Here is a 26271-nt window from a genome sequence, read left to right as displayed (position 1 = left end):
ACTCTTGTGGTATAATGGCTCGCGTATAGCCGAGTTAGGTAACAAAGCAAGACTATATCCTGAAGACCAATCCACTTGCAGGCATGGTGCTGAGCCGTTAGTTTACCAGGCTTCTGAACAGAGAGGAAGAGGTATGCCCAGGCATACAACATATCTATTGAGTTGGCTACCTGAAACACATACCTACGCAATTTATGTCGAGGGCCAGCCAAGCTCCAGCTTACCCTTGCCGGATAGTCAGGCCTGGTTCAGTTGGCTTGAGAGCATTACTTCATTCTCTTTCCATGGCAAATGCGGTAAAGCTTACACAGTGCGCAAAGAGAAGGTACAAAACAGGGGCGCTTACTGGTATGGCTATCGCCGCTTCCAGGGGCGCATCACGAAACGCTATATAGGCAGATCGACCGATCTTACGACTGAGCGCCTGGAAGAGATTGCTACGCTGCTGCCAGGCCATCCCAAGGACGCATCTGCCTCCAGCCTCGCGATAGAGAATAGAGCACAGGAAGATACTTCCGAGCCATTAGAGACTCCTCTTAACACTTCTGTTCAGCCGGGCCAGCTAACAGTGCTGGCCTCTAAACTCCATCCACCACGCCTTGCTCGTTCCCTAATCGCGCGCCCGCATTTGCTGGTCAGCCTTGACGAAGCCCTCGCCTACAACGTTATACTACTTTGTGCACCAGCTGGCTCCGGCAAGACTACGCTGGTCAGCCAGTGGATCGCATCCCACGATACAGACGAGGACTTCCCCGCCGTAGCCTGGCTCTCGCTAGATGCCGGAGATAATGACCCGCTACGCTTCTGGCACTACATCATCGCAGCCTGCCAATCCCTTCAGGCTCCAACTGAGAAGTCCATGCCATCCCCTTTAGAGCTACTCTTCCAGCCGCCCTTTAAGCTCCTTTCGCTGGAAAAGATGCTTACGTCCTTCTTGAACGAGTTGGGGCGAAGCGCGCTAAGCGGGCTACTTGTGCTAGAAGATTATCATGTGATTACCTCGCCCCAGATTCACGAGTCGTTCAGCTTTTTTCTTGATCATCGTCCTGAGAAGTTGCGCTTCATGCTTCTATCCCGTAGCGAGCCACCCATGCAGCTCGCCCGCTTACGCGCCAACGGCTTTCTCTATGAGCTACAAACAAGTGAGCTGCGCTTCTCACGGCAGGAGACCAGCACTTTTCTCGCTCAGACTGTCGCCCAATCACTCTCAGAGGAGGCGCTTAACCAGCTTGATAGCCGCATTGAAGGCTGGGCTGCTGGCTTACGTCTGCTCGCCCTCTCCTGGCAGAGACAAAAGAGCCAACGCACCCTTGAACAGGCTCTGGCCAATCTGAGCGGCCAGCACAGACCCATCCAGGACTATTTTGTTAGCGAAGTTCTGAATGCTCAGCCAGAGCCGCTACAGCAGTTTATTCTGCAAACAAGCATCTTAACTCGCCTGCATAGCTCCTTGTGCGCAGCCATCACGGGTCGCCAGGATAGTGAAGCCCTCCTCGATGCGCTAGAGCGGGACGGGCTCTTTCTGGAATCGATTGAGGGGCCAGAACCCTGGTACCGCTACCATGCTCTCTTTGCCGAAGCTATGCGCGTTGAAGCTCGCCGGCGGCTAGGGGAAGAGGCATTGCAAAACCTGTTCAGGCTAGCAAGCCGCTGGTACGAAACCCACGCGATGCTTACAGAAGCCGTTGAAGCGGCTCTGGCCTCGCAGGATACCGAATACATGGTTGAGCAGCTTGAGCGCTTCCTTCTCCACATTGCCCGCTTCTCCCCGGGAGCTCTGCCATCAATGCAAGAGCTACATACACTGCTACGCTGGCTAGGAATGCTCCCGGAAGCGCTTATTTGTGCCCATCCTATGTTCAGCTTCAGTTATGCTGTCGCCCTGCTACTTAGTCTTATTATGCAGCCTCAACAGCCCTCCCCGGAATACATAGATCGGCTTGAGAAATATCTTCAGATGGCAGAGGACGGCTGGCAGCGCGAAGGGGATACGGCTCAGCTTGGTGCGGTCTACACCATTCGCGCGCTGCTCTCTGTATACTTCGGCACGCTGGATCGAACCCTAAACTATAGCCGGCAAGCGCTGACACTATTACCATCTGAAGAGCACTCTTTGCGCTATAGTAGTCTCCATCTGCGGAGCATGGGAGAGCTATTAGCAGGACACATCAACGAGGCCAACCGTCTACTTTTAGAGGCCCACACATTCCATAGAGCGCCTGAACATCATGCCTTTCTGCGCGCTAATAGGGTTCTCTGGAGCCGGATAAGCTTTGAACAAGGGAAATTACACCAGGCCGCCGAGCACTATCAGCAGGTATTAGCTGAGGCCCGCCAACAGAACGATAACGATGATATCTGCGATGCGCTGCTCGGTCTCTCGCAGATTTCCTATGAATGGAATGAGCTAGCCACAGCAGAGCAGCAAGCGCTGGAGGCTCTTGAGTGCGGCCAGCAGCTTGCCGTTACCCACCTTATCGCCACAGCCCGCCTTATTCTGGCCACGATTGAGCATGCACGCGGGGCTACTACGCAGGCGCTACAAAGCTGTAACGATCTCCTCACTTACCTATCAATGGCTATCCCGGCACGCTGGCCCATGCTCTCTTTGCTTAGCCGCGCAACCCACACCCTGCAGGCCGAGCTTTTATTAGCCAGCGGGAATTTGCCAGCGCTTGAGAGCCTGTGGGGAAGCCATCTCAAGGAAGAGACCACCAGATCTGCCAGCGCCGCGCTCATCGTCACTGATCAGCAAGCTGAGTTTATGCTACCCCAACAGGAGCGCGAAGAGTTCTTTATGGCTCGCTGGCTCCTTGCTAAGGAGAAACCTCAAGAGGCTCTTGTTATTCTAGAGCGCTTACAGGCTTCGGCGCGGGCAGATGGGCGCAAGCGTCAGGAGCTAGAGACCCAAGTCCTCATGGCACTTGTTTACGCCGCCGAGAAACAGGCGGCCAGGGCCAGGGAAATGCTTTATACAGTACTTGCCTGCACATATACCGAAGGTTATCAACGCCTCTTTCTCAATGAAGGAGAGGCTATGGCCAATCTATTACAATCTATTTTACCCTCTGTACATGAATCTACGCTGCTTACCTACATTCGTCGCTTGTTACATGCCTTCGCCCAGGAGCGCAATCATCCTGGCGCGCCTGCACCGGGCTCACAGCTTATTGATCAGCTCAGTACGCAGGAGCAGCGCGTGTTGCGCTTGCTATCTGCCGGACGCAGCAATCCCGAGATCGCAGCTGAGCTAGTAGTTACCGTCAATACTGTGAAGGCCCATGTCCAGAGCATTTACCGCAAGCTGCTGGTAAATAATCGCGTGGAGGCCAGCGAGGTGGCTCGGCTCCTAGATCTCATCTAGCAACCACGCGTAACTTCACTACTCAGCAGGATACGCCGTCTCTCAACTTCTTAACCCCCTAAAATCATCCTCTAACCTTATCCAGGTGGGTGATGACCTTGCTACAGATATCCTCTACACTAGAGCCAGGCCAAGCAAACACCAACTTATTAACGTGAGGAAAAGAAACAATATGACAAACAATCTCTCTACTAACAATGAGCTAAATAATACAAGCTTCAATTCTGAGAAAACATCTGTACTGATTGCTGGAGGCGGACTTGTTGGCTTGTCTGCGGCTCTGTTTCTCCTCCAACAAGGTATCAAACCTGTCTTAATTGAGCGGCACATTGGCACCTCTATTCACCCACGCTCACGCGGCCTCAATGGGCTCTCGATGGAGCTCTTCCGTCCGCTGGGATTAGAAGAAGAAATCCGCCAGGCGGGAGCTGATCTTGCCCCTAGCTTTGGTTTTCTACAGGGTGAAACATTGATAGAAGCCCTGAAGGATTTTACCCCCGAACGACGCCAGCAAATTATGGCCATGTTCAGACAAGCTAATCAAGGTGAGCAGGAGAACCAGGCTCCTATTGAGGGCAATCGCATTACGCAAGACAAGCTCGAACCGCTGTTGCTCGCGGCCGCCCGCAGGGCAGGAGGAGATCTGAGATTCAATAGTGAGTTGGTTTCTTTCACGCAGGACGCGGAAGGCGTGACAGCCACGGTTGTTGAGCGCAGCAGCGGCAGACGCTATACTATCCGTGCAGATTATATGATAGCCTCTGATGGTGCGGGCAGCCCGCTTCGCAAAGCCTTGCAAGCCCCAACCAGCGGCCGCGGTTCGCTTGGTCACTTTCTCAATATCCTTTTCCAGGCCGATCTAAGCCAGCTGGTGCGCGGACGCGAGTTCAGCATGTTTCTGGCCGAGCATGCGGAAATTCGCGGTCTACTCACCTCTATCAACAATACTGATCGCTGGGCCTTCCATCTTTTATACTCCCCTGATCAGGGTGAGACGCCTCAGGATTTTCCGCCGCAGCGCTGCTGCAATCTATTACGCCAGATATTGGGCTTGCCTGAGCTCGATATCAAAATCCTTAGCATCCTACCCTGGGAGTGCGCGATGCGCGTGGCCGATGATTTTCGCTATGGTAGGGTGTTTCTGGCTGGTGATGCCGCGCATCAGATGCCGCCTTATGGCGGTCAGGGAGGAAATAGCGGGATTGTTGATGCAAGCAATCTGGCCTGGAAGCTAGCCTCGGTTCTCAAGGGTCAGGCCTTAGAGAGCTTGCTGGATACCTATACAAGCGAGCGCCACCCGATTACCTGGGCCGCAGCTGAAATGTCGGCTGATGCTGCTGACGAAAGTGGCCTCTTCTCCATTAAGAAGACAAGCAGTCAATTACTAGCACGCAGGGCGCTGGAGAGCTATCAGTATCGTTCTTCGGCAATTATAGGCGACGAAGCAGGAGGCGAGCCAGCGGAACGTGATGGACGACCCGGCACACGTGCACCTCATGTATGGGTCAAGAAGCAGGGCCTACGCATCTCGACGCTCGATTTGTTAGGCCGTGGCTTCGTGCTCCTCAGTGGTCCCGAAGGCTCTGGCTGGCTTGGAGCCGCACAGAATGTTGCCGCCCATACAGGCGTTGAGCTGGAAGCCTATCGTGTTGGCCCTATCGGTGAGCTGCTTGATCCTGAACAACGCTGGCTTAAAGCCTGTGGCATAAGCGCATCTGGAGCACTGCTGATTCGCCCTGATGGCTTTGTGGCCTGGCGCGCTGAGCAACTAGCCCCAGAGCCTGAGCAAGAGCTTGAGCATGTGCTGACCCGGATATTGGGTCGTGTCTCAACCGGCAGGGAATAAAATTCTTTCTGATCTGAAGCATTCAGGATGGGATCGCTGAGTAAACGATCCCATCCCAATGGCATATCACGTGTTCGGGCCACGGCTGCATCATGCTGGCTCTGACAAGCCGACGACTTCATATAAATTTACCATAGCCCAAGCCTACTTTAATAAGTAGCAAGCAAAGAAAGTGAGCAAATAGATGGAGATTATTCCTGAGCAGGGAGTTATTACAGAAAAGAATATTATGGTGCCAATGCGCGATGGCGTCAGGCTGGCAACCGATGTCTATCGTCCTGACAACGAGGAAGCAGTTCCAACCCTTTTGACGCGCCTGCCCTATGACAAGGGAAACCTTTACTTTCTGATCCTCAATTTTGATGCAGCCTGGGCGCTGCAGAATGGGTATGCCATCGTCGTACAGGACACGCGAGGCCGTTTTGCCTCTGAAGGAACTTTCAGCCCTGGCGAACACGAAGCAACTGACGGATTTGATACGCTGGCCTGGATCGCAAGCCAGCCCTGGAGCAATGGTAAGGTAGGTATGTTTGGCGAATCCTACCAGGCTCTGACCCAGTGGCAGACAGCGGTAGAGCAACCGACAGCCCTGCGCACTATTGCACCTATGCATGCGCCTTTCAACCTAACTTACTTCTATCAAAACGGCGCGTTCCTGCTCGGCCTGTTTCTGTGGTGGGCGTTCCATGACGGTGCGCTTGCTGAAGTGCAACGCCGCTTGCCGCAAGGCCGGGCTACAGAGGCAGATGTGCAGGGGATTATGCAAGCCTTAAATAGCATGCAGCAGCAATATGAGCATCTTCCACTAGCCGATATGCCCTTGCTGCGGGATACAGCTCCTTATTATCAGGACTGGCTTACAAGCGTTAGCAAGGCGGCTAAGAATCAATCCACGCAGCCGAAGTCCTATCAGGACATCACAGTTCCAACGCTCAATATAGGCGGCTGGTTTGATCCTTTCTTCACTCACGTCATCAAGCACTATCAAAGGATGAAGCAGGAAGGCGGCAGTGCCCTGGCTCGTCAACAAGCCCGCCTGATTATTGGCCCCTGGGCGCATATCGACTTTCCCGAAAACTTCCCCGAGCGTCACTACGGGCCCAAGGCAAGCGTCTTCGCCAACTTGCCCGCGCTTCAGCAGCGCTGGTTTGAGCACTGGCTCAAAGGTATTGAGAATGGGGTTGAGCAGGAAAAACCTGTCAGCATCTTTGTGATGGGAGCCGATAATTGGCGGGATGAGGACGCCTGGCCCCTGCCTGATACGCGCTATCGTCCTTTCTACCTGCATAGTCAGGGCCGGGCCAATAGGGCAACAGGCGATGGTTTTCTCTCCATTTCGGCACCCCTGGAAGAGCCGGCAGATGTCTATTGCTACGATCCACGCAACCCGGTTCCCACGGTGGGTGGTGCCGTACTGATACAAGAAACGACCAAGAGCCCATTCAATTGGGGGCCACGCGATCAGCAGGACGTAGAGAAGCGCGCCGACGTGCTCTGCTATACAAGTGAGGCGCTCAGGCAGCCAGTTGAGGTAACTGGTCCGCTTGAGTTGATCCTGTACATCTCTTCTTCGGCTCGCGATACTGACTTCACGGGCAAATTGGTAGATGTCTATCCAGATGGTCGCGCCGAGATCCTTACTGATGGCATTTTGCGGGCGCGCTATCGCGAATCGCTGGCCGCGCCAGTCCTTATGGAGCCCGGCCAGATCTATGAGCTACATCTCGATCTTGGCGCGACCTCAAACCTTTTTAAGGAAGGCCATCGTATTCGTCTGGAAGTCTCCAGCAGCAATTTCCCGCGCTTCGATCGCAACACAAATACCGGCGGCAACATCTATATGGAAAGCACAGAGAATCTCGTACAAGCCACTAACTACGTCTATCACGATCAGCATCACGCTTCACACCTGCTTTTGCCCATGATTGAACGGACCTGAGCACTGACTTCGCAAATCTTTTGTTTGCCAAATGCATTTGAATTGAGCAGTATTTGCCCGATCTTGGCTTCGAGCAGCTGCTCCCCCTATTTCTTTAACTTTCTCTCTTCTTTGCTAATACAACATCTTTTCCTTCGATTTTTTTGATAAGTGCTATCGAAAAGTTTTTGCCTCCCTTTTCCCGTTTTTATGCTAAAGTTGTTGTGAAGCAGAAGCGAGTTCTGGGCGTCAAAGCCAGCCAACAATAGCCATTGGCCGGCTGAGCTCAAGCCTCGTCCTCGCCCATCCGACAACTATAGTATAGATGAAGGAGCAACCTGAATCATGGCAACTAATAAACGAAGCCAATTACTCGCCACTTTTGCCCAAACCCCAACTACGTTGACCCGTCTCACAGCCTCACTTGAGGACAAAATCTTAGATTCGCGGAGTGCTCCCGATGAATGGAGCATTCGCGAGATCCTGGCCCATCTTGTAGACGACGAAATGTTTGTGATGCGCACCCGCCTTGAGCGTATGATCAAAGAAGACTCACCGCACCTCGTCTCAAACGACGAAAAGCGCTGGTACAGCCAGCGTAACACGGCCCGCGATGGTATTAACGAATTGTTGCAGGATTTTGCCATTCAACGCACTGCCAGCCAGAATATTCTCACCTTCCTGCGCGAGGAGGAATGGTCGCGCGAAGCCTATCATCCCGAGATTGGCCAGATCACAGTAGAAGCCCTGTTAACATACTGGGTTGAGCACGACCTGGTACATATTCAGCAGATTGAGCACAACCTGGCGGGGGCCAGATAACGTAGGAATGGGAAGGGCTGATTGCGCTTTCTGCCCACCCTTATAGCAGATAGGGGGAGAAGCACAGGACAAAAAGTTTAGAGAAAGTTTAGCTTTGCCCCGTTGCGTTCTGCCCCTAAATGTTTGTATAGTAGCAGACAGAGCAATCTGAATAGAGGTAAGGAACATCGTGTCGTTAGAGCGTGTGGAGCAATATAAAGCCCATATTTTACTTGTCGATGATGAAGACGAGATTTTGCAATTCGTCAAGGATGCCCTGGAAGACGAGGGCTTCGCCGTCCTGACTGCCGTTGATGGGAAACAGGCCCTAACTCTGGCCCGGCAGCAACGTCCAGATCTGATCATCCTGGATATCATGCTCCCCCGGCGCGATGGCTTTAGCGTGTGTAGAGAGCTGCGCGAAGAGATGGATATCCCGATTGTCTTTCTGAGCGCGCGTCAGAGCGACGTTGATAAGGTTCAGGGCTTTAGCATCGGCGCCGACGATTACGTTACCAAACCCTTCAGCATCAAAGAGCTGATTGCACGTGTGGAGGCACATCTACGTCGCCAGCAACGCGAGCAGCAGCGCATAGAGGCAACCAGTTTCTCACATGGCAAGCTAACAGTGAATTTCAGCGCCCATGAAGTGCAGTATGATCAAACGCCGGTAGCCTTCACGCGTAAAGAGTTCGAAATCATCCAGCTACTCGTCTTGCATCCTCACCAGGTCTTTTCGCGCGAGATGATCTATAACCATATCTGGGATATGGATGCGCTGGGTAGCACCGAAACAGTTATGGAACATATAAAAAGGATTCGTAAAAAGCTGGCACAGGTCGATCCGGCGACCGAATATATCAGTACGGTCTGGGGAGTAGGTTATAAATGGGAACCACTTACACGAGCATAAATAACCACAAGCGCTTCATAGGTTTTAAGCGGCTCTTTATGCTTAACTTTATCGCCATTCTTGCCGGTGCCTTCCTGATCACCAGTATTGCCGAAGGACTATTGCTCAGCCTGATGGGACATGTTGATCTGGGTGTCCCACGCATAATAGCCGCTATGTTCATTATACCAACGGTGCTGGGCCTGCCATTTGTTTTTCTGGGCCTGGCCGCGCTGCTTTTCGCTCAGCGCATGGGCAAAGCCGTCAATCAGCCGGTACAGGAATTGATGCAGGCCGTCGATAAGATCCGCCAGCACGATTTAAACTTTTCTATACGCTACGATCAGCCAAACGAGCTTGGCGCGCTGTGCCGTGCCTTCAACATTCTGCGCGCGGAACTCCAGGAGTCGCTTGAGCGCGAATGGAGACGCCAGGAAGAGATGCGCATCATGCTAACCGCTCTTTCGCATGACCTACGCACGCCGGTGACGATTATCCAGGGACATATAGAGGGTCTGATCCGCGCTGGCGAGAAACGCGTCGAGCGCCTGGAGCGCTACTTACCGGTTCTGGAATCGTGCAGCCAGCGTATGTCAAAGCTGCTCAACGATATGCTCTTGCTCAGCTCGCTCGAACAGGCTAATTTCCTGATTCAACCCCAACCGGTTCAGCTCAGAACCGAACTTGTCAGCAAGGCCCATCTCTACCAACTTCAGGCCAGCGAGCGCGGCCACAAGTTCCATCTCAGGCTCCCTGAGATCGAGACGCATGTCCTGCTGGACTGGCATCGCGTCGAGCAGATCCTGGATAATCTGTTTGAAAATGCGCTACGCCATACACTTAGCGATGGAGAGATCTCTCTAAGCTGTACCTATAGCCCGCAACAGCTTACTCTCAGCTTGAGGGATACTGGCGAGGGGATCGCCGCCGAAGATCTGCCGCATATCTTCGAGAAGTTCTACCACGGCAAGGGCCAACAGGCCAGGCAACACAAAGCATCAGGTCTGGGCCTGGCCATCTGCAAACTGCTGGTAGAGAAGCAGGGCGGCACAATCAGCGTCACTAATCATCCCGAAGGTGGTTGTATCGCTACCTTTAGCCTGCCCCTCCATCACGAATACATCGCTGCCTGAACAAGATTGACAATCCAGAGCGAGGGGACACTCTCTCCCAGAACGGTATTCCTAGCTATTGACAATATTGAGACACCGCAGATGGGGGTGTTCCAGCAGGATAGGCGCAACCTCTGCTGTGAGGTGAAGTGAGCCAGTAGATCCCACCGACCAGAGCCGCGATGACCAGAACCACCAGCGCCACCAGGACGAGAAGCCGCAAGATGGCAGGTTTGGCTGACTTCACAGGTTTCCCAGCCTCCTCAGATCGCCACGCTGGTGGGATCGCTGGTCGAGCCATTTCCACTGGCTGCGGTGTGTGGCGCACGGGGGTGGTTTCCTCTCTGAGTAAGGCGGTCTCAGCGTTTGCCAGAACAGTAGGAGTGGATTCGCTCGTGTCGAATGTGGCGGGCTTCGGTTCCTGGTCTCCTTTCGGAGCGGAAGCAGTTTTCAGCACACCCGGATTCTCGATGGAAGATGGCCGGGTATTGAGCCTGGGCGTGGACACGATAGGGGCGATGCCCTCCTGTGGATACCGCGCGGCGTTGGCTTCTGCGTGGATGGCAATCGTCAACGCTAACGTCCCTATCGGCCCTCCGGGGTAGTAGGGCATCCCTTGCCCTTGCAGGCGTAAGGTCGTACCATCGGATACTCCTGCGGGCACGGCGACACTCACTTGTCGCCCTCCTGGCAAAGTCAACATGCGCGTAGTCCCGTTCTCTGCCTCAGCCTGGCTAATGGCCAGCGTTGCCTGCAAGTCTCCCTCGCTCTGCATCGCCTCCTCAAAGGCCCGCGCAAAGGCCAGAACATCAGCAAAGCGCTCATCAGGCTGCTTAGCAAGGGCACGCAGCAGTACTGCATCGATGGCCGACGATAGCTGTCTGGCAAGCTCACTGGGGGCTGGAGGCGAGGTCAGATAGTGCTGACGCATGACCTGACCGGGATTGCCTACAAAGGGTGGGCGACCGACCAGAAGTTCGTAGACCATGATAGCTAGAGCATACTGATCGCTGGCCGCCACAGGATAGCCATCCCACTGCTCGGGAGGCATATAGGTTGGCGTGCCCCGGACGCTCTGACTGGCGCTAGCTGTCGCGCTCATCAGTTTAGCGATGCCGAAGTCGGAAAGCAGCAGGTCGGGACGGTCGGGAGAGTCTTCACGCTCGCGGATGAGAAAATTCGTGGGCTTGATGTCCTGGTGAAGCACGTGCTGCTGATGGGCGTGTTGCAAAGCAGCGGCAGCTTGTTGGAGTAAGGGGGAGACCTCAGCGGACAAGAGCGGAATGGCCTTGCCGCGAGACCTGAGCCAGCTTGCCAAAGTGCCTTCTTTGCGGTAAGGCATCACCAGATAGCTGAGCAGCGTCTCACCAAGCGTTTCTTCCCCGTAGGCATACAGAGGCAGGATATTGGGATGATCTAGTCGAGCGATGGCTTTGGCCTCCCGCTCGAAGAGGCGAGCAGCCTCACCGGCGCTCTGTGGATTGGCAATGCCTTCGGCTCTGATGAGTTTGATGGCGACATGTTGACCGATCCGGGCATCTTCGGCCAGATAGACCTCACCCATCCCGCCACTGCCCAGCAGACGCAGCAGGCGATAATGACCCAAATGTTGACCTTCCAGCGGCATATACACTACCTCTCTGCTCCAACGTGAGCAATCGAACCTGCACGAGGAACGAACTAAGAAGATATGCTGAGTAGAGCGTATCTTTGTTCACAAGAAAAGCGTTTTAGGCTCATCGTAAAATGGATCGGAGCCTATCTGTCAGTATCGCTGCCGGGATTTGTAAACGATTCAGGGTCTCTAGAATCATCAAAAGTTCGGAAGACACACGACCCGGGGCCAGGTTTGCTCCATATGTGCTTACTTCTGTAATAGCATCCTTAACCCCATCCCTTCCTTCGAAGTATACCCAGGCGCAAAGCAAAGAGCAAGCATTTCTCTCATAACTTTTTACTTGAGAAAAGTCATAAGCACGTTTTGGAGGAAGCAGAGCTAACTCATGCTGGACTATGTGGCATACCATGAGGAGGTGCTACGAGCAGGTGTACATTTCCTGGCTAAGCTTGTGTCAAGTTTTGACAAGTGCAATTCTTTATAATGTCAACCAGCAAATCGCTTCAACTATGCAGAGGAAATTAACCTGGCTTTTACTCATGAAGCCAGGTTAACAGTAGATGCCTAGAGCGTCTTGAGGGCAGCAAGCACCTCTTCGGTTGTCGCTATACGGCCAAGGCGCGGGAAGAGATACTGCACGCTATGATCATGCATCTTGGCCGCGCGATCAGTCATAGCATCGCTGGCAAAGATCAGGTGATAGCCATGATCATGAGCCGCACGCGCCGTTGACTCAACCCCAATACTTGTAGCAATCCCACCAAGCACAATAGAAGTAATGTTGCGGCGGCGCAAGTGCAAATCAAGCGCCGTTCCGTGGAAAGCATTCCAGCTTCTTTTCTCAACAATAATATCGGTCCCGGCCGGGCCTACAGCTTCCACAAGCTGATCCCAATCGGCAGCACTCGGTACTGAGCCGGGCGTCACGTCGGCCCTGGGCACGAACAGATCGCTCCCATCGGCCGCAAAAGTTACCCGCACAAGGATCACAGGCAACTGACGCGCACGAAAAGCCTCGGCCAGGTGAGCACTGTTCGCAATAACTTGTTCGCTGGTATGCGGAGCGGTCGGCCCAGCCGCAATGCCTTTTTGCATATCAATGAGCACAAGGGCTGTATCTTTCTCTAACTCAGTTAGTGACATGTTGTTTTTCTCCTCTTTCCAATCCAATTGCATTAACAGTAGTTTCTTTGTTTTTATCGCTTTGGCCCAGCACGAGAGAGCGCAAGCCTTTATCGCTCAGCGTGATGATCAACAACACAACGCTAACCACGATAAGCACCAGGCTGAGATGATGGAGACCCGTATCAGTCGCGCGCGGCGTAAAGCTCAGCGTAATCAGGCTTGCGGCCAGAATTGCGCCAATATACTGGGAAGTGCGCAAGAGACCTGCAGCCGCGCCCATTTGCTCAGCCGGAGCCTGCATGTAGAGCGCATTCTGATTGCCGAGATTATTAAAGCCATTGGGAATACCCATGATTGCTGCAATAGCGACCAAGGCCAGGACTGGTATGCTGGCATAAAAGAGCTGCATTGAGCTAGTGCTGATGAGCATCAAGCTGGTGCCGGCAATAAGCATGAGCCAGACACGCCGCATACGCGTCACCATGGCTGCACAGAGCGCTCCTACCATAGCAATCGGCAGCATTACAAGGCCCGCCTGCACAGGATCAAGTCCGCGTCCCTGCTCCAACCATTGCGAGAAGCCATAAAAGATGGAGTAAAAGACGAGATAGGTGAGCGCGTAACGCAGATAGGTCATCGCCTGACCCTTATTTGCCGCTAGCATGCGCAGATCAATAAAGGGCGATGCGCAATGCAGCTCTCGCCAGACCAGCAATGCTCCGGAGGCACAGGCAATGCCCAGAGGCAGCCAAGAGATCCCGAACTGCAGGTTCATCAAGACTAGCAGTAGCATGATAATCATGGCGCTAAAAAGAACCATTCCCGCAATATCGAGAGTCTTCATAATAGTGATAGAGCTACTCATGGTGCTGCGATCATCCCCAGGCAAGCTAAAGATAGTGCCAATCAAGCAGAAGCCAGCCAGCGGTATGTTAACAAGAAAGATGGTTTGCCAGCCATGCAGGGAAATCAAGAAGCCTCCCAGGCTGGGCCCCAGCGCGGTGCATACCTGGCCAGCAATGGTAAGCGCACCTAGAATTGTCGAACTTGATATGCCGCCTTTGGAGTTGCTAGCCGAGTGCCGTCGAACCATAGCCAGCGCGGCTGGATAGGCTGCCGAGGTACCAATCCCTAACAGGACACGTGCAGCGACTAGCCAGCCTATCTGGGGCGCAACATTGGCTCCCAGACCAGCGATGGCTACTACAACCAGCCCGGCACAGAAAATACGCTTTGCACCAAGCAAGTCTGCCAACCGTCCCATAATCGGTTGAGCCACTGAGGTCGCCAGGTAAAGGCCAGAGACCAGCCAGGCCGTAGCCCAGGTACTCACGTGATAATATTCTCCGATAGGCACCAAAGCTACAGCAATCATCGATGAGTTCAGTCCGTTTAGCAGTACGCCAAGCAGAATGAGCACGATTTGCCACACAGACATAGATCATCACTCCTTTTTGCCAGCCGCTTCTCTAACTCCACACCGCCTAAAGATGTAGGGTGATAGCCGCCAGCACTTTTTAGGAGAAAACCATTGGGCATCTGCTCACGGAATTCTCACGAGATCTCTCAAGCACGCCTTTCTCCGGAGAACGTGTGCATGCAGGCAGCTCATTGAGCCGCTTGTGTTGAATAGTATATATTTTCGTCAATATATTGTCAACATATTGATTTATTGATCAATATGTTGTATGATAAGGGCGTAGCCATCGAGGCAGGGAGAGACGATCCTTAGAGCGCAGCCAGAAAGCTGTGCATTATGCTGGCTTGCCGTCTCTGTGCCAGAGAAAGCGCTACCGAAAATGAATGCCGACAGCGCATTGACGAAAGTAGTGCAAAGTAGTTAGAAAAGTACAGGTCTTAATAAATAGCAAGTTTACATTCCGATTTTGCAGAAAGTGAGCATTATTATGAGCGGAGAGCGCTATGTAAGCGCCCAGGAGGCAGCGGCAGAGCTGGGAGTAAGCCTGGCAACCTTATATGCCTATGTGAGCCGTGGCCTGGTGCGTTCACAAGCTGTTGGCGGCTCGCGGCGGGTGCGGGCCTATCTGGCCGAAGATATTCAGCGTTTGAAGGAGCGCAAGGAGGTGCGCCAGAATCCCGAGAAAATTGCCAGCAAAGCGCTGAACTGGGGCGACCCGGTGCTGGATTCCGAGCTTATGCTGGTTGGCAATGGCCATGTCTATTATCGCGGTCAGGATGTTTTACATCTTGCCGAAAGCTGGACGACTGAGCAGGTCGCAGCTCTGATCTGGAATGTACCCGGTTGGCAGGATGATCCTGAGCGCGTGGGAAAAGAGCTCTTTGCCACTCAGCGACCAGAGCCGGCTTTCTTAGAAGAATTCGCAGTTTTCTGCAGACAGGAGCATCTTGCGCAGCTGACACCGCTAGAACAGTTTCAAGCTGCGCTGCCCTGGCTGGCGAGCAAAGATCTGGCTGTCTATAGCCAGCGCCCGGAGGCTGCAATAGCCGCTGCGGCTCGCCTGCTCTGGCTTTTCACAGCCTCGCTCACTGCCAGCACAACCCTTGAGGAGACTATCCCCCAAACGCTACAGCGCGCCTGGGCTCCTGGAGAGCCCCGAGCAGCGAAGCTGCTCAACACAATCTTAATTCTTAATGCCGATAACGAGCTGGCGATCTCAGCCTTTACGGCGCGCTGTGCAGCTTCGACCGGGGCCACTTTGTATGGCTGTGTACAGGCTGCGCTGGCCACCTTCGAGGGTCTCAAGAGCAGCGGTCGTTTTCTACGCACACAGCAGTTTTTTAGCGAGGGCTCACACCTAGAACAGGCAAGACAGACGCTGGTAAAGCGACTCAAGCAAGGGGAGACCATACCGGGCTTCGGACATCCGCTCTTTCCCAAAGGTGACCCACGCGTCTACAGCTCACTTAACGCTCTGCATCGCTACTTCCCTGATGCTCCGGGAACTATCTTTATCATGGCTCTCGTAGATGAGGCAAGAACCCTGCTGGATCTCCATCCAAATGCAGATCTTGTATACGCGGCTCTGGCGCAGGTGCTGGGCTTCTCGGCTGAGCAGGCCTTTGCCCTCTTTGCGCTGGCACGCTCGGTTGGCTGGATGGGTCATTCGCTTGAGCAGGCGCAAAGCGGCCAGGCTATTCGTCCGCGCGCACATTATACAGGCATCCAGCCCGAATAGGCGTAACAAAAAATCCAGGCATTGCAGAGTATGCCTTTATGTGGATATCCTGATCCAAAATAATATATACTGTCGGAGCAGGTAGGACGTGCTCTGATCTGCCTGTTATTCTGAGTTAAGAGGAGAGGATCGTATAATGGATCTTGGCTTAAAGGGAAAGGTAGTCATTATTACTGGAGCCAGCAAGGGGCTGGGAGCAGCCTTCGCTGAGGCCTTTGCCGCTGAAGGGTGCAAGGTTGTTATCACGGCGCGCAGTAAGGACGAGCTGGGCCGACTGGCCAGCAAGCTTGAGCAGAACGGTACCCAGGCCCTGGCCGTGGCTGGAGATATAACTAACAGTGCCGATGTCCACAACCTGGTTAACCAGGCTGTTGAGCGCTTTGGCACCGTTCATATATTGGTAAATAACGCAGGCGGAGTTGAAGGCTTTACCCCTTTTGAAGAGCTGGCAAAAGAAGACTGGGTGAGGGTATTCAACCTGAATCTCTTCTCAGCTATCGAACTGTCTGGCCTGGTTCTACCATATATGAAAAAGCAGCATTGGGGACGAATCATCAACATTTCCTCGGAATCTGGCATCCAGCCAGATCCGGTCATGCCCCATTACAATGCAGCCAAGGCTGCCTTAAATAATCTGACAAAGAGCCTTTCCAAGGCATATGCCCAGGATGGTATCCTGGTGAATACGGTCTCCCCAGCCTTCATTAAAACACCGCTGGTAGACCAGGTTATGGCAGAACAGGCCCGAATCCAGGGGGTTACCCAGTCGCAAGCCGAAGAAGCCTTCTTACGCCAGAATCGCCCGCATATTGAGCTCAAGCGAGCCGGGCTGCCCGAGGAAGTGGCCTCGGCCGTGGTTTTCATGGCTTCTGAACAAGCTTCCTTTATTACTGGAACGAATCTGCGTGTAGATGGCGGCTCGGTGGCTAGCGTCTAACTTTCTCGGCATGAGCAAGCACGCTCCATATTTGATTGAGCTTTACAAATGGAGCGTGCTGCTATTTGCTGTAGTGTTAATTATCAATACCCAGACAATCTTCAAATCAGCTAATTGACCGATTACATCAATTAGCTAGCACTCACTTTCGTGCTTAAGCGAAGATAGCCGGCTCAGATGGGGAGAGAACGATGGCCCTATCGCCTGGACGAAGCCAGCCACCCTGCAGGATACGGGCAAACACGCCAGCCTTGAAGCGCGTCTGTCCCTGCTCTTTCTCGATCACGGCTTTTAAGAGGCGCTTATCCATTTCGTTGAGTTGATGGCAGGGATGGCGAATCTCGGAGATTTCCACAACTGCCTCTCCAAGTCTGAGGCGAGTGCCCACCGCGAGATCCATCACAGAAATACCTTCCAGAGTGATATTTTCAGCGAACATACCAGGGTCAAGCCGAATATCCTTTTGTGCCAGCTCGGCATAAATGCCCGTATCTACTAGCAAAACCTGACGTATATTAGGTCGCGTGGGATCTTTTCTGGCGAGATAGCGGTGACGCACCAGGCGACCGGCGTGATAGTCGCCTTCTACCCCCCAATCCGTCACAAGTTGAATGGCGTCCACAACCAATTTGGGTACGCCGGGCTCGACCTTGCGGCTTACGGCGAACACGATTCCCTGGCTAGAATGCGTAGACACGAAAATCCCTTTCTTTATACTTGTATACAGCTTGCCCAGAGCTACCTTCTGGTAGATCCGCCATTGCCGCATCATTGAGGCCGGTATGGTTAAGTCTAGCACGCATTTTCAAGTACAGCAAGCTAGATTAGCAATCAGCTTTGCAGACTCTCCTGAGAGAACGCAAGTAAGACTATAAAACCCGTGTACGCCGCATCTCTTGTATTTATCAGAATAGCAGAAACCTCAATTTCTACTAGTTTGATACAATTAACTCATCAATTCAGTCATGGAGCTTCAGATTTATCTAGCATTCCTACATCTTTTCTTTATTTCAAGGTTTTCTACTAATTGACAACGGCAAAACTCTATGCTACGCTAAAATTCCAGCTAAGATGATTTTTCCGCGCAAGGAGGATAGGAAACAAGGGAAATTATTAGCACAATTTTTCCATACAACTGGTATTGCCAACGGAGAAAATGAGCGAATTTTGTCAATCTACAAGCAGGCTAAAAGTACTGTTCCAACCAAGAGGATGATTCCAGTAATAATAAAATAGACAGTTAAGGAAAAGATGTCATATGGCAAAGAATCCCCTGGAACTCTTCTACTGCTATGCTCCTGAAGATAGCGATTTGCGTGATCAACTGGATAAACGTCTAGAAAGTCTGCGCCGGGACGGTAAAATCAAGACCTGGTATGATGGGGAAATCTCTCCAGGCGATAATCGGAAACAACAAATCAAGGAGCATCTGAGTACAGCGAATATTATTCTTCTACTCATCAGTGCTGACTTCACTGCGTCTAACTATTGTTCTCAGCAAATGGAGCAGATTAGTAGGCTCCATAAAGAGGGTAAAGTACGTGTTGTCCCTATTCTTTTAGACTCCTGTGACTGGTCCCACGCTCCTTTCACCGACCTTGAACCACTCTCTTCAATAGATAGGAGACCTATCAAAGAAAGCCGCAATAGAAATGCAGCATTAGAAAACGTTGCAAGGGGTATAAGAAAAGTAGTTGAGGGCCTCAATTCCCGACCTATCGACCCTCCTGTGGCTTGGAGCATCTCTGCTGGAAACTCTGGAGAAAACGGAGAAGGCCTTATCTTTCCTCCACCTAACAAGAACTTACCCGACCAATCCCCAGTTCCTAGCACTCCTTCTGACAACGTGGAAGAAAATAATGTTAAAATTGTCCCATCGCTTCCCAATCCGCTCCCCCTAGAGCCGGTCCAAATCAGAGCTCTAGCCACTTCTGCAGTGAGCAATGGGAAAAGCGGAGAAGAAGCCCCTAAGCCCTCTCCTACTGCTAGGCCAAGTGCAACCAATCAATCTGGTCCTCTCACTCCCAATACTCAGCTCCCAGGTAGAAGGCAGCAAGGGCATCAATCATCAGGCCGAAGCCGCCGTAAAGGGGTAATAGCCATTTCTCTTATTATATTCATTTTACTAATTTTATTAGTATTATGCTTCAAAATATTCCTTCCGCTAATTCTACATATAAACGACAATGACATACGTGTCTGGACAGCCCCAGACGGCGAGAGTATTGGTATCAGCAGTGGCCAATTCGCCTTTGATGTTGCTAAACGACAAGATAAAGATGATAAAACTGAGGCGGCCAAAAAATTCGCCGCAGGAGATAGCAATGGTGCAGAAGTGCTGTGGCAGCGGGCCAATCAGGAAGACCCGAGTGATGCGGAGCCTCTCATCTATCTTGAAAATAAGCGTGTGCTTGATTCCGGAGCAAACTACGTTAGTATTGTTGTGGCAACGATCCTCACCGGCAATAATGCACATGTTGGACGCGATGATCTACAAGGAGCATACGTTGCTCAAAAAGAGTTCAATAGTGATCATGCTCTGCAGGTTCGCCTCTTAATCGCAAACTCTGGCTCTGGCGACGAGTCGATGGCCAGGGATGTGGCAGAGCAGATTGTAAAGGCTGCGCCTCAAGAGAAGATCCTGGGCGTAATGGGCTGGCCCTTTAGCGAAAGCTCCCTCAATGCGGTAAAGGCTCTGGGAAGCGCCCAAATCCCACTGGTCTCACAAACCGCCTCAACAGACAAGCTAACAGGAAGATTCCCCTATTTCTTTCGCGTAATTCCTCCGGATTCTGATCAAGGCAACGCTAATGCCAGCTATGTAACACAAACACTACATGCGAAGCGCGTGGCCCTCTTTGTCGATCCTAACAATGCCTATAGCAAGAGCTTTGCTGAAGATTTCAGAGGGCCATATCTGAATGCGGGAGATGGAAACAGTATTGTGGTTACCGAGCAGTATACGGTAGGCTTGCAAGGCCAGGGTGACTTGCCCTCGCTCCTACAAGATGCTCTAATGCATAATCCTGACGTTATTTACTTTAGTGGCTACGCGAGCGATCTCAACATATTACTGTCAGATTTGCCCTCAACAGGGCTAGGCTCACAGATACTAATAGTGGGAGGGGAAGGCTTCTACGAACTAGGAGGCTACACGCTCAGGGCACGCGCTCATCTGGCGCAATTGCGTTTCCTCTCATATGCCTATCCTGATGAATGGGAGGCGGCAAATCTGACTGACTATAAACCTCCTTTTTTCCAGGAGTACAGCCAAGCGTTCAATCCTTCAGGCAAGCCAGTAGAGAGCCCATATGGCTTTACGCGTGCCGATAGCGACTCCACTCTCTCCTACGATGCTACAATGACCCTATTAACCGCTAATAATACTGCTTATAATAATGCAGGAATGGATACTAAGGCTACAACTACACAAATGGTACAGCAAGCCTTACAGCAGATTGACGACCGTCATCCTTTACAAGGGGCCAGCGGCCAGATCGCCTTTGGACCCAATGGAAATCCCATCAACAAACCTATTCTCGTTCTGCATTTTAATCAACATCAACAAATTCAGGAAGAACGTCAAATGGAAGGCTGCTTGCTCATAGGGCATTGTAGTGGTTGATGGCGCCAGCCTGGGTGCAAAGCGAGAAGGGATTTTATAAAGACAAGTTCTCATCAGGTCATCCACCTACTCATGCGCCATCGAGGATGAGGCATGAGCAGACTTGTAGTATAAAGGATTGGTCTAGAGCTTGAAAGCATTCTGCAAAGCCAGAGCAGCCTCGCTTCGTGCTTGCGCGCTCTGAGCAAATGTATGCCTTATAAATTCGTGAATCATTCCCTTATAGCGGGTAATCGTCACAGGCACGCCGGCTTCTTTCAACTTCTGACCATACTGCTCTCCCTCATCCCTGAGCGCGTCATACTCGGCTGTAATAATGAGGGCCGGCGGCAGCCCTGCCAGATCGGGAGCCAGCAGAGGAGAAACTTGTGGGTTCAGCTTTTCCTCAGCACTGTTCAGATAATGATTCATGAACCAGTGCTGGCTCTCTCTAGTAATATTGCCGTACTTGCCAGCATATGTCTGAATAGAAAAGTTTGTCCGGCGAAAATCAAGGTCAGGATAAATCAACAATTGAAAGATGAGCTCCGGTCCTCCCTTAGCGCGAGCCATGTGTGTAACGACCGCGGCAAGATTGCCACCAGCGCTATCGCCCCCTACCACGATCCGCGCAGCATCGCCTTTGAGGCTTGCGCCATGCTCAGCAACCCAGCGTACTGCGGCATAACAAGCGTTAGGAGCCGCTGGAAATTTGTGTTCGGGAGCAAGAGGATAGTCCACAGAGATAACCAGGCAGTGCGCTCCGTTGGCCAGGCTGCGACAAAGGCCATCATGGGTATCTAGATCACCAAGCACGAAGCCACCACCATGAAAGAAGATCAGAATAGGAAAAGGGCCAGTGCCTTCAGGGGTATAGATTCTGACTGGAATAGCTGCAGTCGCATCATCAATCAGGCGATCTTCAACATGGGCAATGGGTTCAGGTACACCAAGCTGGGCAATCTGCCTCTTCATCCCCTGGCGCGTCTGTGCGGGAGGGAAGGTATGCAGTTGTGAGAAATTGCTCAAAGCGAGCTGATCTAAGTAGGCTCGGGCTTGCGGATCGAGTGGCATAGCACGTACTCCTTTCGCTAACAAGAGAGTGTATTTTCACAATATTAGGACTACTTAGTCCTAATCATCAGGCAAAAAAAAGAGGAGGAATCCCCCTCCAAGAAAGATCTCATCCGAATCGTCAGGATGAAGCAGCCAGCAATCTGAACAGGGTATCGCGCTCTTCGCGCAAGGAAGAGGCGCTCTTCTGAATACTCGCCAGCATCAAACTGCCTTCCAGCCAGGAAGTGATCAGAGAAGCAAGCGCGTGAGCTGGCAGATCAGAGCGGATTTCTCCCCGCTGTTTTCCTTCATCAAAGAGCCCAGCAATAACCTGGGCTTGCTGCTGAAAAAACTTGGCCAGGCGCTGACGGACATCCTCGTCGGTCTTTCCCGCCTCTACCATCAAGGAAATAAGCGGACAGCCTCCCTCACACTCACGTTCAATTAGTTCATCAATGAGCTGATTGATATAGCCTTCGAGCCGTGGCAGCAATGCTCCCTTTCCGGCCAGAACCTGTTCCTGAAAGTGACTTTGCAGAGCAGAGATGAAGTATTCTAAAACGGCTTGCGTTAATTCATCCTTACTCTTGAAGTGATAATAGATATTCGACTTAGAAACACCGCTGCGCCTGGCCACCTCATCCATGCTTATGCAGGAAACACCCTGCACCAGAAAGAGGTCGGAAGCTACTTTGATCACGTAATCTCGGTTGGATATGCTTCTCATGATTAGAACTATACAGTACTAGATGTAGTTTGTCAAGGGCGGCGCGTCTGGTTTTCCAAAGTTCAGGGTTTTGCAGGAATGAGAGACACTATGGGGGCTAAAGAAAGCTATTGAAATCCCTCAACTGCTCAAAGCTTCTCCATGACCAGGACCTTTCCTTTCCCTGCAATAACGGTTTGTCCCTGTAGATTGCTGGCCACTCCCGCCAGGCTCACAATATCCCCCTGCAAACTTGCCTTTGGCTCGACGGAAGTAATTTCCCAGTCGATGGTGATAGTATCTTCAGCCTTCACGGCTTTGAGGAAGCGAAAATTGAACTCAAGGCCGAGCATAGCCTGACCCTGACTGAAATAGGTGGCAACCAGGCCCATCATCAGGGAGGTCACCTGGGGACCACAAGCAATGATTCCGCCAAAGCGCGTTTGCCGAGCATAGTTCTCATCGTGGTGCAACGGGTTCAAATCTCCACACAGGGTGGCAAAGTTGGCAATCTCTTCGCGCGTTAACGAAATTTGGCGCACAATATGTTCTCCCACACAAATTGGTTTGCGCTGTGGCTCCTGGGCTCGATCCTGTGACATGCTCTATTTCCTTTCCTAAATTCTACGACTCTACCATAGCAGAAAAATAGCTCAGTTGCAAAAACTAAGCCTTGGGAGCATGGCGGCATAGCCAGCACAAGCATCTCTTCGCGCGCTTCCGAACAGGCTTCTTACCATATTCCTACGCCGCTACAGTTAAGTTTGGTACCCTTACAAAGTCCTGAAAATTCATTTCTTCCCCAAAATTTGACAGTACACGAAATATTCCATAAAATGACAAGTGCAATTCGATAGTAAAAGGTTGGCTAGAATGTCTTTTGATCTCACCACGAAGGGGTTATTCGTATGGCCGGCTCTTAAAAGGGAACACGTCTTAGCTGATCTACTGAAGCGGTATCGCGATCAACTCCACAAAGAAAAGCGGCTGCCGGAGCATAAACTACTTGAACAGGCTAGAGAGATCTTGCACCAGCTTTTAGCGCAACTACCCTTAGATGAAGAGGTCGCGCACCTTGGCGTGAGCTTATGTCATTATCTTAAAGAAAGAGAGCTCCCGATCCTCTTTCTATCCCGCTACTTACAACAGCCTCTCTCAACACAAGAGGAAGCCTGGGCCAGGTGGCACATAGTTGACCATCTGGCGCTGAGCAAGCGATGCATAGAAACTATCACGACCCAAAAAGATCTTCTGTACTGGGCTCAGTTACATTTCCCTGCACGCGATATGCTCTGGGTGATGAACGATGCCACCCAGGCGCTGTGCTGGATACAAAAGGAACAAGGAGAGCAATGGCTACAGATCTTTTCAGATCTTTTTGAACGGGCGGAAGCTACAGCGAAAAATCGCCATGATCGCTTTTGTTATCTGCGAACAGCCGGCATTGTCTGCGAGCAACTTAAGAGGGTCGATGAAACATTCGTGCTTACTGAGAGAATTCGCCAGCTCGCACAAGAAGATCCCAACTGGGAATTTTATCTTGAAACCTTCACAGAGGCATTTCATCTGGAGATCCGCGCCCATCATCAGCTTCAGCATATAGATGAGGTGCGCAGGCTAGGCAGCCTGGTAAGTGGGCTGCTCGAAAAAACTTCTGCGACCTTTACATCTGAAACTGCTATGCCAGAGAACTTCTGGGTTCGCTATCACAATCTAGGGGCGCAACTTTATTTTGCCAGACAGTATGATCTCGCTATCCCGCTATTTCGCCGCACTCTTGAGCTTTCTGGCGGTACGGCACACACATACTTATGGTTGGCAGCCTCATTATGGACACAGACCAAAGATCGTGACCAGGTACTTCCCCTGCTATCTGCAGCTACCCACCTTTATGCAGGTGGGAAAAGCTGGACTCAATATCGCGAGCAGCCAGAGTTTGAGGATGTTCGCGACGATCAAGAATTTCTTCAGGCTGTTGCTACGCGAACATCCGCTGTATAAGCTTATCGATAATTCGCTTCTCTAGTGTTTGGAGATAAGCGTAGAACGGTACCAGAGATCTGCGCATGCCTTTGTGATCCATATTGTGGCAGTGAATGGGTTTGCCTGAATTCAGGCGAAAAAACAGAAATCGGAAGCCGGTTTCACTGCCACAATACAAGCAATTTGCCAGTATATGGTGTAAATTTGCTCACTTTATGAGTCTGGATCAAATTATTCGATAGAGCATATTTCGTCGCTATTTACTTAGTAATAGGAAATTAGGCAATGAACTCCTGCGCGAAACGCCGAAGCGTATCAAGGTTCAGTGGCTCAGGAAATCTGAATACCAGTTCCTGTGCGCCTGCTTCCTCGTACTCTGCGATACGCTTGCGGATCGTAGCAGGACTGCCAATAAGCGCAGTCCTGCTCATCGAAGCTCTTGCTGCTTCAGGAACTGTCGCCCAGGCTTGCTCGTCAGTATCCGCGATACTACAGTACATTCCCACTGTACGATGAATGCTCTCATAGTCGCGTTCAATGGCCTCACAATGCTGTTTGAGTACCGTCAACTTCCGCTGAATCGTAGCTGGATCGCCTAACAAATTACAGGCATCACCGTACTGTGCCACCTGTTTGAGCGTTACCTTCTCGCCACTGCCAGCAATCAGCAGAGGAATATGGGGCAATTGCACCCCTTTGGGCTGGTTGATTGCGCCTTTCACTTGATAATACTTCCCTTCAAATGTAGCCTCTTCTTGCGTCCACATAGCGAGAAGGATTTGGACCGCTTCGCTCAACTGGTCAGAGAGAACAGGGATTGGAGGATAGTCGTTGCCATAATAGGCACGGAGCTGCGGCGCAAGTAGCGTGGTACCCGACCCTATGCCTAAGGTGAGGCGGCCATGACTCATTACATCAATAGTGCTTGCCATTTTTGCCAGCAGTGCAGGATGGCGAAAGAGGTTGTTGGTGGCCATCTGACCAATGCGCACACGGCTAGTATCGCGGGCGAGCGCTGCCGTCGTGGTCCAGCACTCAAAGAGAAACTCTTGCGATGTTTGGGAAAGTTCAGAAGGATGAGTCGGCCAGAAACCATCAGAAATCCAGATAGAGTCGAAGCCTATTTCCTCGGCAGTCTGGGCAATGTTCGTCATTGCTTCGTATGCTTCCACCGGGTCTTTGATCCCCGCCAGTTCTCCGAGCAAGCCATGCGGTACTGCTACACTAAACTTCATGGACATAAAATACCTCTTTATTCATATCTGTATTGTACATATGTGAACCATTAATAAACAAAAAAAAGAGATTACTTCCAAACCTCTTCCAGGCGGCTTAAAAGTATGATGAGTTGATCGCGCTCTTCCAGGCTAAAGCAGGCACACAACTCTTGCTCAATCTGGCGCTCAGCTTGTGTGGCAGCCTCAAAGCGATGGCAACCTTCTTCCGTGATTTGAGCTAGCACCCGTCGCCGATCGGCAGGATCAAAGATGCGTTCAACTAGCCCTTCAGCCACCAAGCGATCGACCATCTGGGTAGCATTGGAACGAACACTGTGCAACTTTTCGGCTATCTGCCCTAATGGCAGAGGCTCTCCTGCCATGATCAGTAGTTTGAGTACGTGATGTTGCGCGCAGGTCAAACGGACTGATTGCAGCACTGCATTCATGTGTCCATCGGTGATTTTCTCGGTTCGAGACAGCAGACCAATCAGACGCACGATCTTTTCATCTATCTGATCAACTTTTTTGTTCATATATGAAGTATATAGCATTGAGATGCACGTGTCAATCTTTGTTTTGCTTATGGGTGCAGTTCTTTTTTGCAAAGGGTACGATCCTACGGAACAATGTTCTCTGATCATCTATTTGACGTATACTTGCTACAAGTTGACAATATGAGTAAAATCCGCCCAGGCTCAGAAGCTGGCTGTGAACCATATTTTGCCGGTTGCTCATTTGGAAAGGACCTCTGTGATAACGTACGTATCAATTCAATGGCGTTTTCATTGAAACAGCTTCCATTCAGGGTATTAGCTGCTTAAGCGATATGTATGAATCAAAACAGCCTGTGAACCATCATATGCCAATGGACTCATGAAGCATAGTATAGACTGGAACTGCCAGGATATGAGTAAAATTTCATTCATGATAG

General features: G+C 51.6%; 19 protein-coding genes. 10 read left to right on the top strand and 9 right to left on the bottom strand.

Features of this window, described 5'->3' with window-relative positions:
- The first annotated feature begins 133 nt into the window (after positions 1 to 133).
- The 6 genes from EPA93_RS10675 to EPA93_RS10650 all read left to right on the top strand — a co-directional run bounded on the left by EPA93_RS10675 (position 134) and on the right by EPA93_RS10650 (position 9954).
- Complete coding sequence (locus tag EPA93_RS10675) at positions 134 to 3364, top strand: winged helix-turn-helix domain-containing protein (protein ID WP_129887245.1); 3231 nt, start codon at positions 134 to 136, stop codon at positions 3362 to 3364.
- A gap of 172 nt (positions 3365 to 3536) precedes the next feature.
- Positions 3537 to 5210: an FAD-dependent oxidoreductase gene (locus EPA93_RS10670; protein WP_129887243.1), complete on the top strand. Its 1674-nt coding sequence runs from the start codon at positions 3537 to 3539 to the stop codon at positions 5208 to 5210.
- A gap of 184 nt (positions 5211 to 5394) precedes the next feature.
- A complete protein-coding gene (locus tag EPA93_RS10665; protein WP_129887241.1) occupies positions 5395 to 7149 on the top strand; it encodes a CocE/NonD family hydrolase in 1755 nt (584 codons plus the stop codon).
- A 324-nt stretch (positions 7150 to 7473) separates the two neighbouring features.
- Positions 7474 to 7950, top strand: coding sequence for a DinB family protein (locus EPA93_RS10660; protein WP_129887239.1), 477 nt, complete (start codon positions 7474 to 7476; stop codon positions 7948 to 7950).
- A 169-nt stretch (positions 7951 to 8119) separates the two neighbouring features.
- Positions 8120 to 8842 (top strand): response regulator transcription factor, encoded by a 723-nt coding sequence (locus tag EPA93_RS10655; RefSeq protein WP_207229503.1) that lies wholly within the window; start codon positions 8120 to 8122, stop codon positions 8840 to 8842.
- Complete coding sequence (locus EPA93_RS10650) at positions 8818 to 9954, top strand: sensor histidine kinase (RefSeq protein WP_129887237.1); 1137 nt, start codon at positions 8818 to 8820, stop codon at positions 9952 to 9954. The genes EPA93_RS10655 and EPA93_RS10650 overlap by 25 nt, the downstream gene beginning before the upstream one ends.
- 55 nt (positions 9955 to 10009) lie before the next feature.
- Here EPA93_RS10650 and EPA93_RS10645 read toward each other — a convergent pair whose 3' ends face one another.
- From EPA93_RS10645 to EPA93_RS10635, 3 genes are all read right to left on the bottom strand, one after another.
- On the bottom strand, positions 10010 to 11560 hold the full coding sequence (locus EPA93_RS10645) for a protein kinase domain-containing protein (protein ID WP_129887235.1): 1551 nt from the start codon (positions 11558 to 11560) through the stop codon (positions 10010 to 10012).
- A 555-nt stretch (positions 11561 to 12115) separates the two neighbouring features.
- Positions 12116 to 12694: an isochorismatase family protein gene (locus tag EPA93_RS10640; protein WP_129887233.1), complete on the bottom strand. Its 579-nt coding sequence runs from the start codon at positions 12692 to 12694 to the stop codon at positions 12116 to 12118.
- The gene (locus EPA93_RS10635) at positions 12681 to 14114 is read right to left on the bottom strand and encodes an MFS transporter (RefSeq protein ID WP_129887231.1); all 1434 of its coding nucleotides are present in this window, start codon (positions 14112 to 14114) and stop codon (positions 12681 to 12683) included. The genes EPA93_RS10640 and EPA93_RS10635 overlap by 14 nt, the downstream gene beginning before the upstream one ends.
- A gap of 469 nt (positions 14115 to 14583) precedes the next feature.
- On the opposite strand from EPA93_RS10635, the gene EPA93_RS10630 reads away from it, so the two are divergent.
- Positions 14584 to 15834 carry a citrate synthase family protein gene (locus tag EPA93_RS10630; protein WP_129887229.1) on the top strand — a complete coding sequence of 417 codons (1251 nt, stop codon included), beginning with the start codon at positions 14584 to 14586 and terminating at the stop codon, positions 15832 to 15834.
- A 136-nt stretch (positions 15835 to 15970) separates the two neighbouring features.
- Positions 15971 to 16771 carry an SDR family NAD(P)-dependent oxidoreductase gene (locus EPA93_RS10625; protein WP_129887227.1) on the top strand — a complete coding sequence of 267 codons (801 nt, stop codon included), beginning with the start codon at positions 15971 to 15973 and terminating at the stop codon, positions 16769 to 16771.
- Positions 16772 to 16925: 154 nt separating this feature from the next.
- Here EPA93_RS10625 and EPA93_RS10620 read toward each other — a convergent pair whose 3' ends face one another.
- Positions 16926 to 17468: an MOSC domain-containing protein gene (locus EPA93_RS10620; protein ID WP_165423015.1), complete on the bottom strand. Its 543-nt coding sequence runs from the start codon at positions 17466 to 17468 to the stop codon at positions 16926 to 16928.
- Positions 17469 to 18029: 561 nt separating this feature from the next.
- Between EPA93_RS10620 and EPA93_RS10615 the strand changes: the two genes are divergently transcribed.
- Entirely contained in the window at positions 18030 to 20396 is a 2367-nt protein-coding gene (locus tag EPA93_RS10615) for an ABC transporter substrate-binding protein (RefSeq protein ID WP_129887223.1), read from the top strand.
- A 123-nt stretch (positions 20397 to 20519) separates the two neighbouring features.
- Here EPA93_RS10615 and EPA93_RS10610 read toward each other — a convergent pair whose 3' ends face one another.
- From EPA93_RS10610 to EPA93_RS10600, 3 genes are all read right to left on the bottom strand, one after another.
- The gene (locus EPA93_RS10610) at positions 20520 to 21449 is read right to left on the bottom strand and encodes an alpha/beta hydrolase (protein ID WP_129887221.1); all 930 of its coding nucleotides are present in this window, start codon (positions 21447 to 21449) and stop codon (positions 20520 to 20522) included.
- 121 nt (positions 21450 to 21570) lie between these two features.
- A complete protein-coding gene (locus EPA93_RS10605; RefSeq protein ID WP_129887219.1) occupies positions 21571 to 22158 on the bottom strand; it encodes a TetR/AcrR family transcriptional regulator in 588 nt (195 codons plus the stop codon).
- Positions 22159 to 22286: 128 nt separating this feature from the next.
- Entirely contained in the window at positions 22287 to 22739 is a 453-nt protein-coding gene (locus EPA93_RS10600; protein ID WP_129887217.1) for a MaoC family dehydratase, read from the bottom strand.
- A 271-nt stretch (positions 22740 to 23010) separates the two neighbouring features.
- Between EPA93_RS10600 and EPA93_RS10595 the strand changes: the two genes are divergently transcribed.
- The gene (locus EPA93_RS10595) at positions 23011 to 24138 is read left to right on the top strand and encodes a hypothetical protein (protein WP_129887215.1); all 1128 of its coding nucleotides are present in this window, start codon (positions 23011 to 23013) and stop codon (positions 24136 to 24138) included.
- Between the two features lie 260 nt (positions 24139 to 24398).
- Here EPA93_RS10595 and EPA93_RS10590 read toward each other — a convergent pair whose 3' ends face one another.
- On the bottom strand, positions 24399 to 25361 hold the full coding sequence (locus EPA93_RS10590; RefSeq protein ID WP_129887213.1) for a TIGR03560 family F420-dependent LLM class oxidoreductase: 963 nt from the start codon (positions 25359 to 25361) through the stop codon (positions 24399 to 24401).
- A 65-nt stretch (positions 25362 to 25426) separates the two neighbouring features.
- Positions 25427 to 25873 carry a MarR family winged helix-turn-helix transcriptional regulator gene (locus tag EPA93_RS10585; RefSeq protein WP_165423014.1) on the bottom strand — a complete coding sequence of 149 codons (447 nt, stop codon included), beginning with the start codon at positions 25871 to 25873 and terminating at the stop codon, positions 25427 to 25429.
- Positions 25874 to 26271 lie beyond the last annotated feature (398 nt).

Source organism: Ktedonosporobacter rubrisoli, from assembly GCF_004208415.1.
In the GTDB taxonomy this organism is placed as follows: domain Bacteria; phylum Chloroflexota; class Ktedonobacteria; order Ktedonobacterales; family Ktedonobacteraceae; genus Ktedonosporobacter; species Ktedonosporobacter rubrisoli.
This window is presented reverse-complemented; position numbering and strand designations above follow the sequence as displayed.

Bases quoted from the DNA above. Each gene is read 5' to 3' on its own strand.
- EPA93_RS10635 (WP_129887231.1), bottom strand. From the start codon at position 14,114: ATGTCTGTGTGGCAAATCGTGCTCATTCTGCTTGGCGTACTGCTAAAC.
- EPA93_RS10595 (WP_129887215.1), top strand. From the start codon at position 23,011: ATGTCTTTTGATCTCACCACGAAGGGGTTATTCGTATGGCCGGCTCTT.
- EPA93_RS10600 (WP_129887217.1), bottom strand. From the start codon at position 22,739: ATGTCACAGGATCGAGCCCAGGAGCCACAGCGCAAACCAATTTGTGTG.
- EPA93_RS10615 (WP_129887223.1), top strand. From the start codon at position 18,030: ATGGCAAAGAATCCCCTGGAACTCTTCTACTGCTATGCTCCTGAAGAT.
- EPA93_RS10605 (WP_129887219.1), bottom strand. From the start codon at position 22,158: ATGAGAAGCATATCCAACCGAGATTACGTGATCAAAGTAGCTTCCGAC.
- EPA93_RS10630 (WP_129887229.1), top strand. From the start codon at position 14,584: ATGAGCGGAGAGCGCTATGTAAGCGCCCAGGAGGCAGCGGCAGAGCTG.
- EPA93_RS10610 (WP_129887221.1), bottom strand. From the start codon at position 21,449: ATGCCACTCGATCCGCAAGCCCGAGCCTACTTAGATCAGCTCGCTTTG.
- EPA93_RS10590 (WP_129887213.1), bottom strand. From the start codon at position 25,361: ATGTCCATGAAGTTTAGTGTAGCAGTACCGCATGGCTTGCTCGGAGAA.
- EPA93_RS10675 (WP_129887245.1), top strand. From the start codon at position 134: ATGCCCAGGCATACAACATATCTATTGAGTTGGCTACCTGAAACACAT.
- EPA93_RS10625 (WP_129887227.1), top strand. From the start codon at position 15,971: ATGGATCTTGGCTTAAAGGGAAAGGTAGTCATTATTACTGGAGCCAGC.
- EPA93_RS10645 (WP_129887235.1), bottom strand. From the start codon at position 11,560: ATGCCGCTGGAAGGTCAACATTTGGGTCATTATCGCCTGCTGCGTCTG.
- EPA93_RS10585 (WP_165423014.1), bottom strand. From the start codon at position 25,873: ATGAACAAAAAAGTTGATCAGATAGATGAAAAGATCGTGCGTCTGATT.
- EPA93_RS10650 (WP_129887237.1), top strand. From the start codon at position 8,818: ATGGGAACCACTTACACGAGCATAAATAACCACAAGCGCTTCATAGGT.
- EPA93_RS10665 (WP_129887241.1), top strand. From the start codon at position 5,395: ATGGAGATTATTCCTGAGCAGGGAGTTATTACAGAAAAGAATATTATG.
- EPA93_RS10660 (WP_129887239.1), top strand. From the start codon at position 7,474: ATGGCAACTAATAAACGAAGCCAATTACTCGCCACTTTTGCCCAAACC.
- EPA93_RS10670 (WP_129887243.1), top strand. From the start codon at position 3,537: ATGACAAACAATCTCTCTACTAACAATGAGCTAAATAATACAAGCTTC.
- EPA93_RS10640 (WP_129887233.1), bottom strand. From the start codon at position 12,694: ATGTCACTAACTGAGTTAGAGAAAGATACAGCCCTTGTGCTCATTGAT.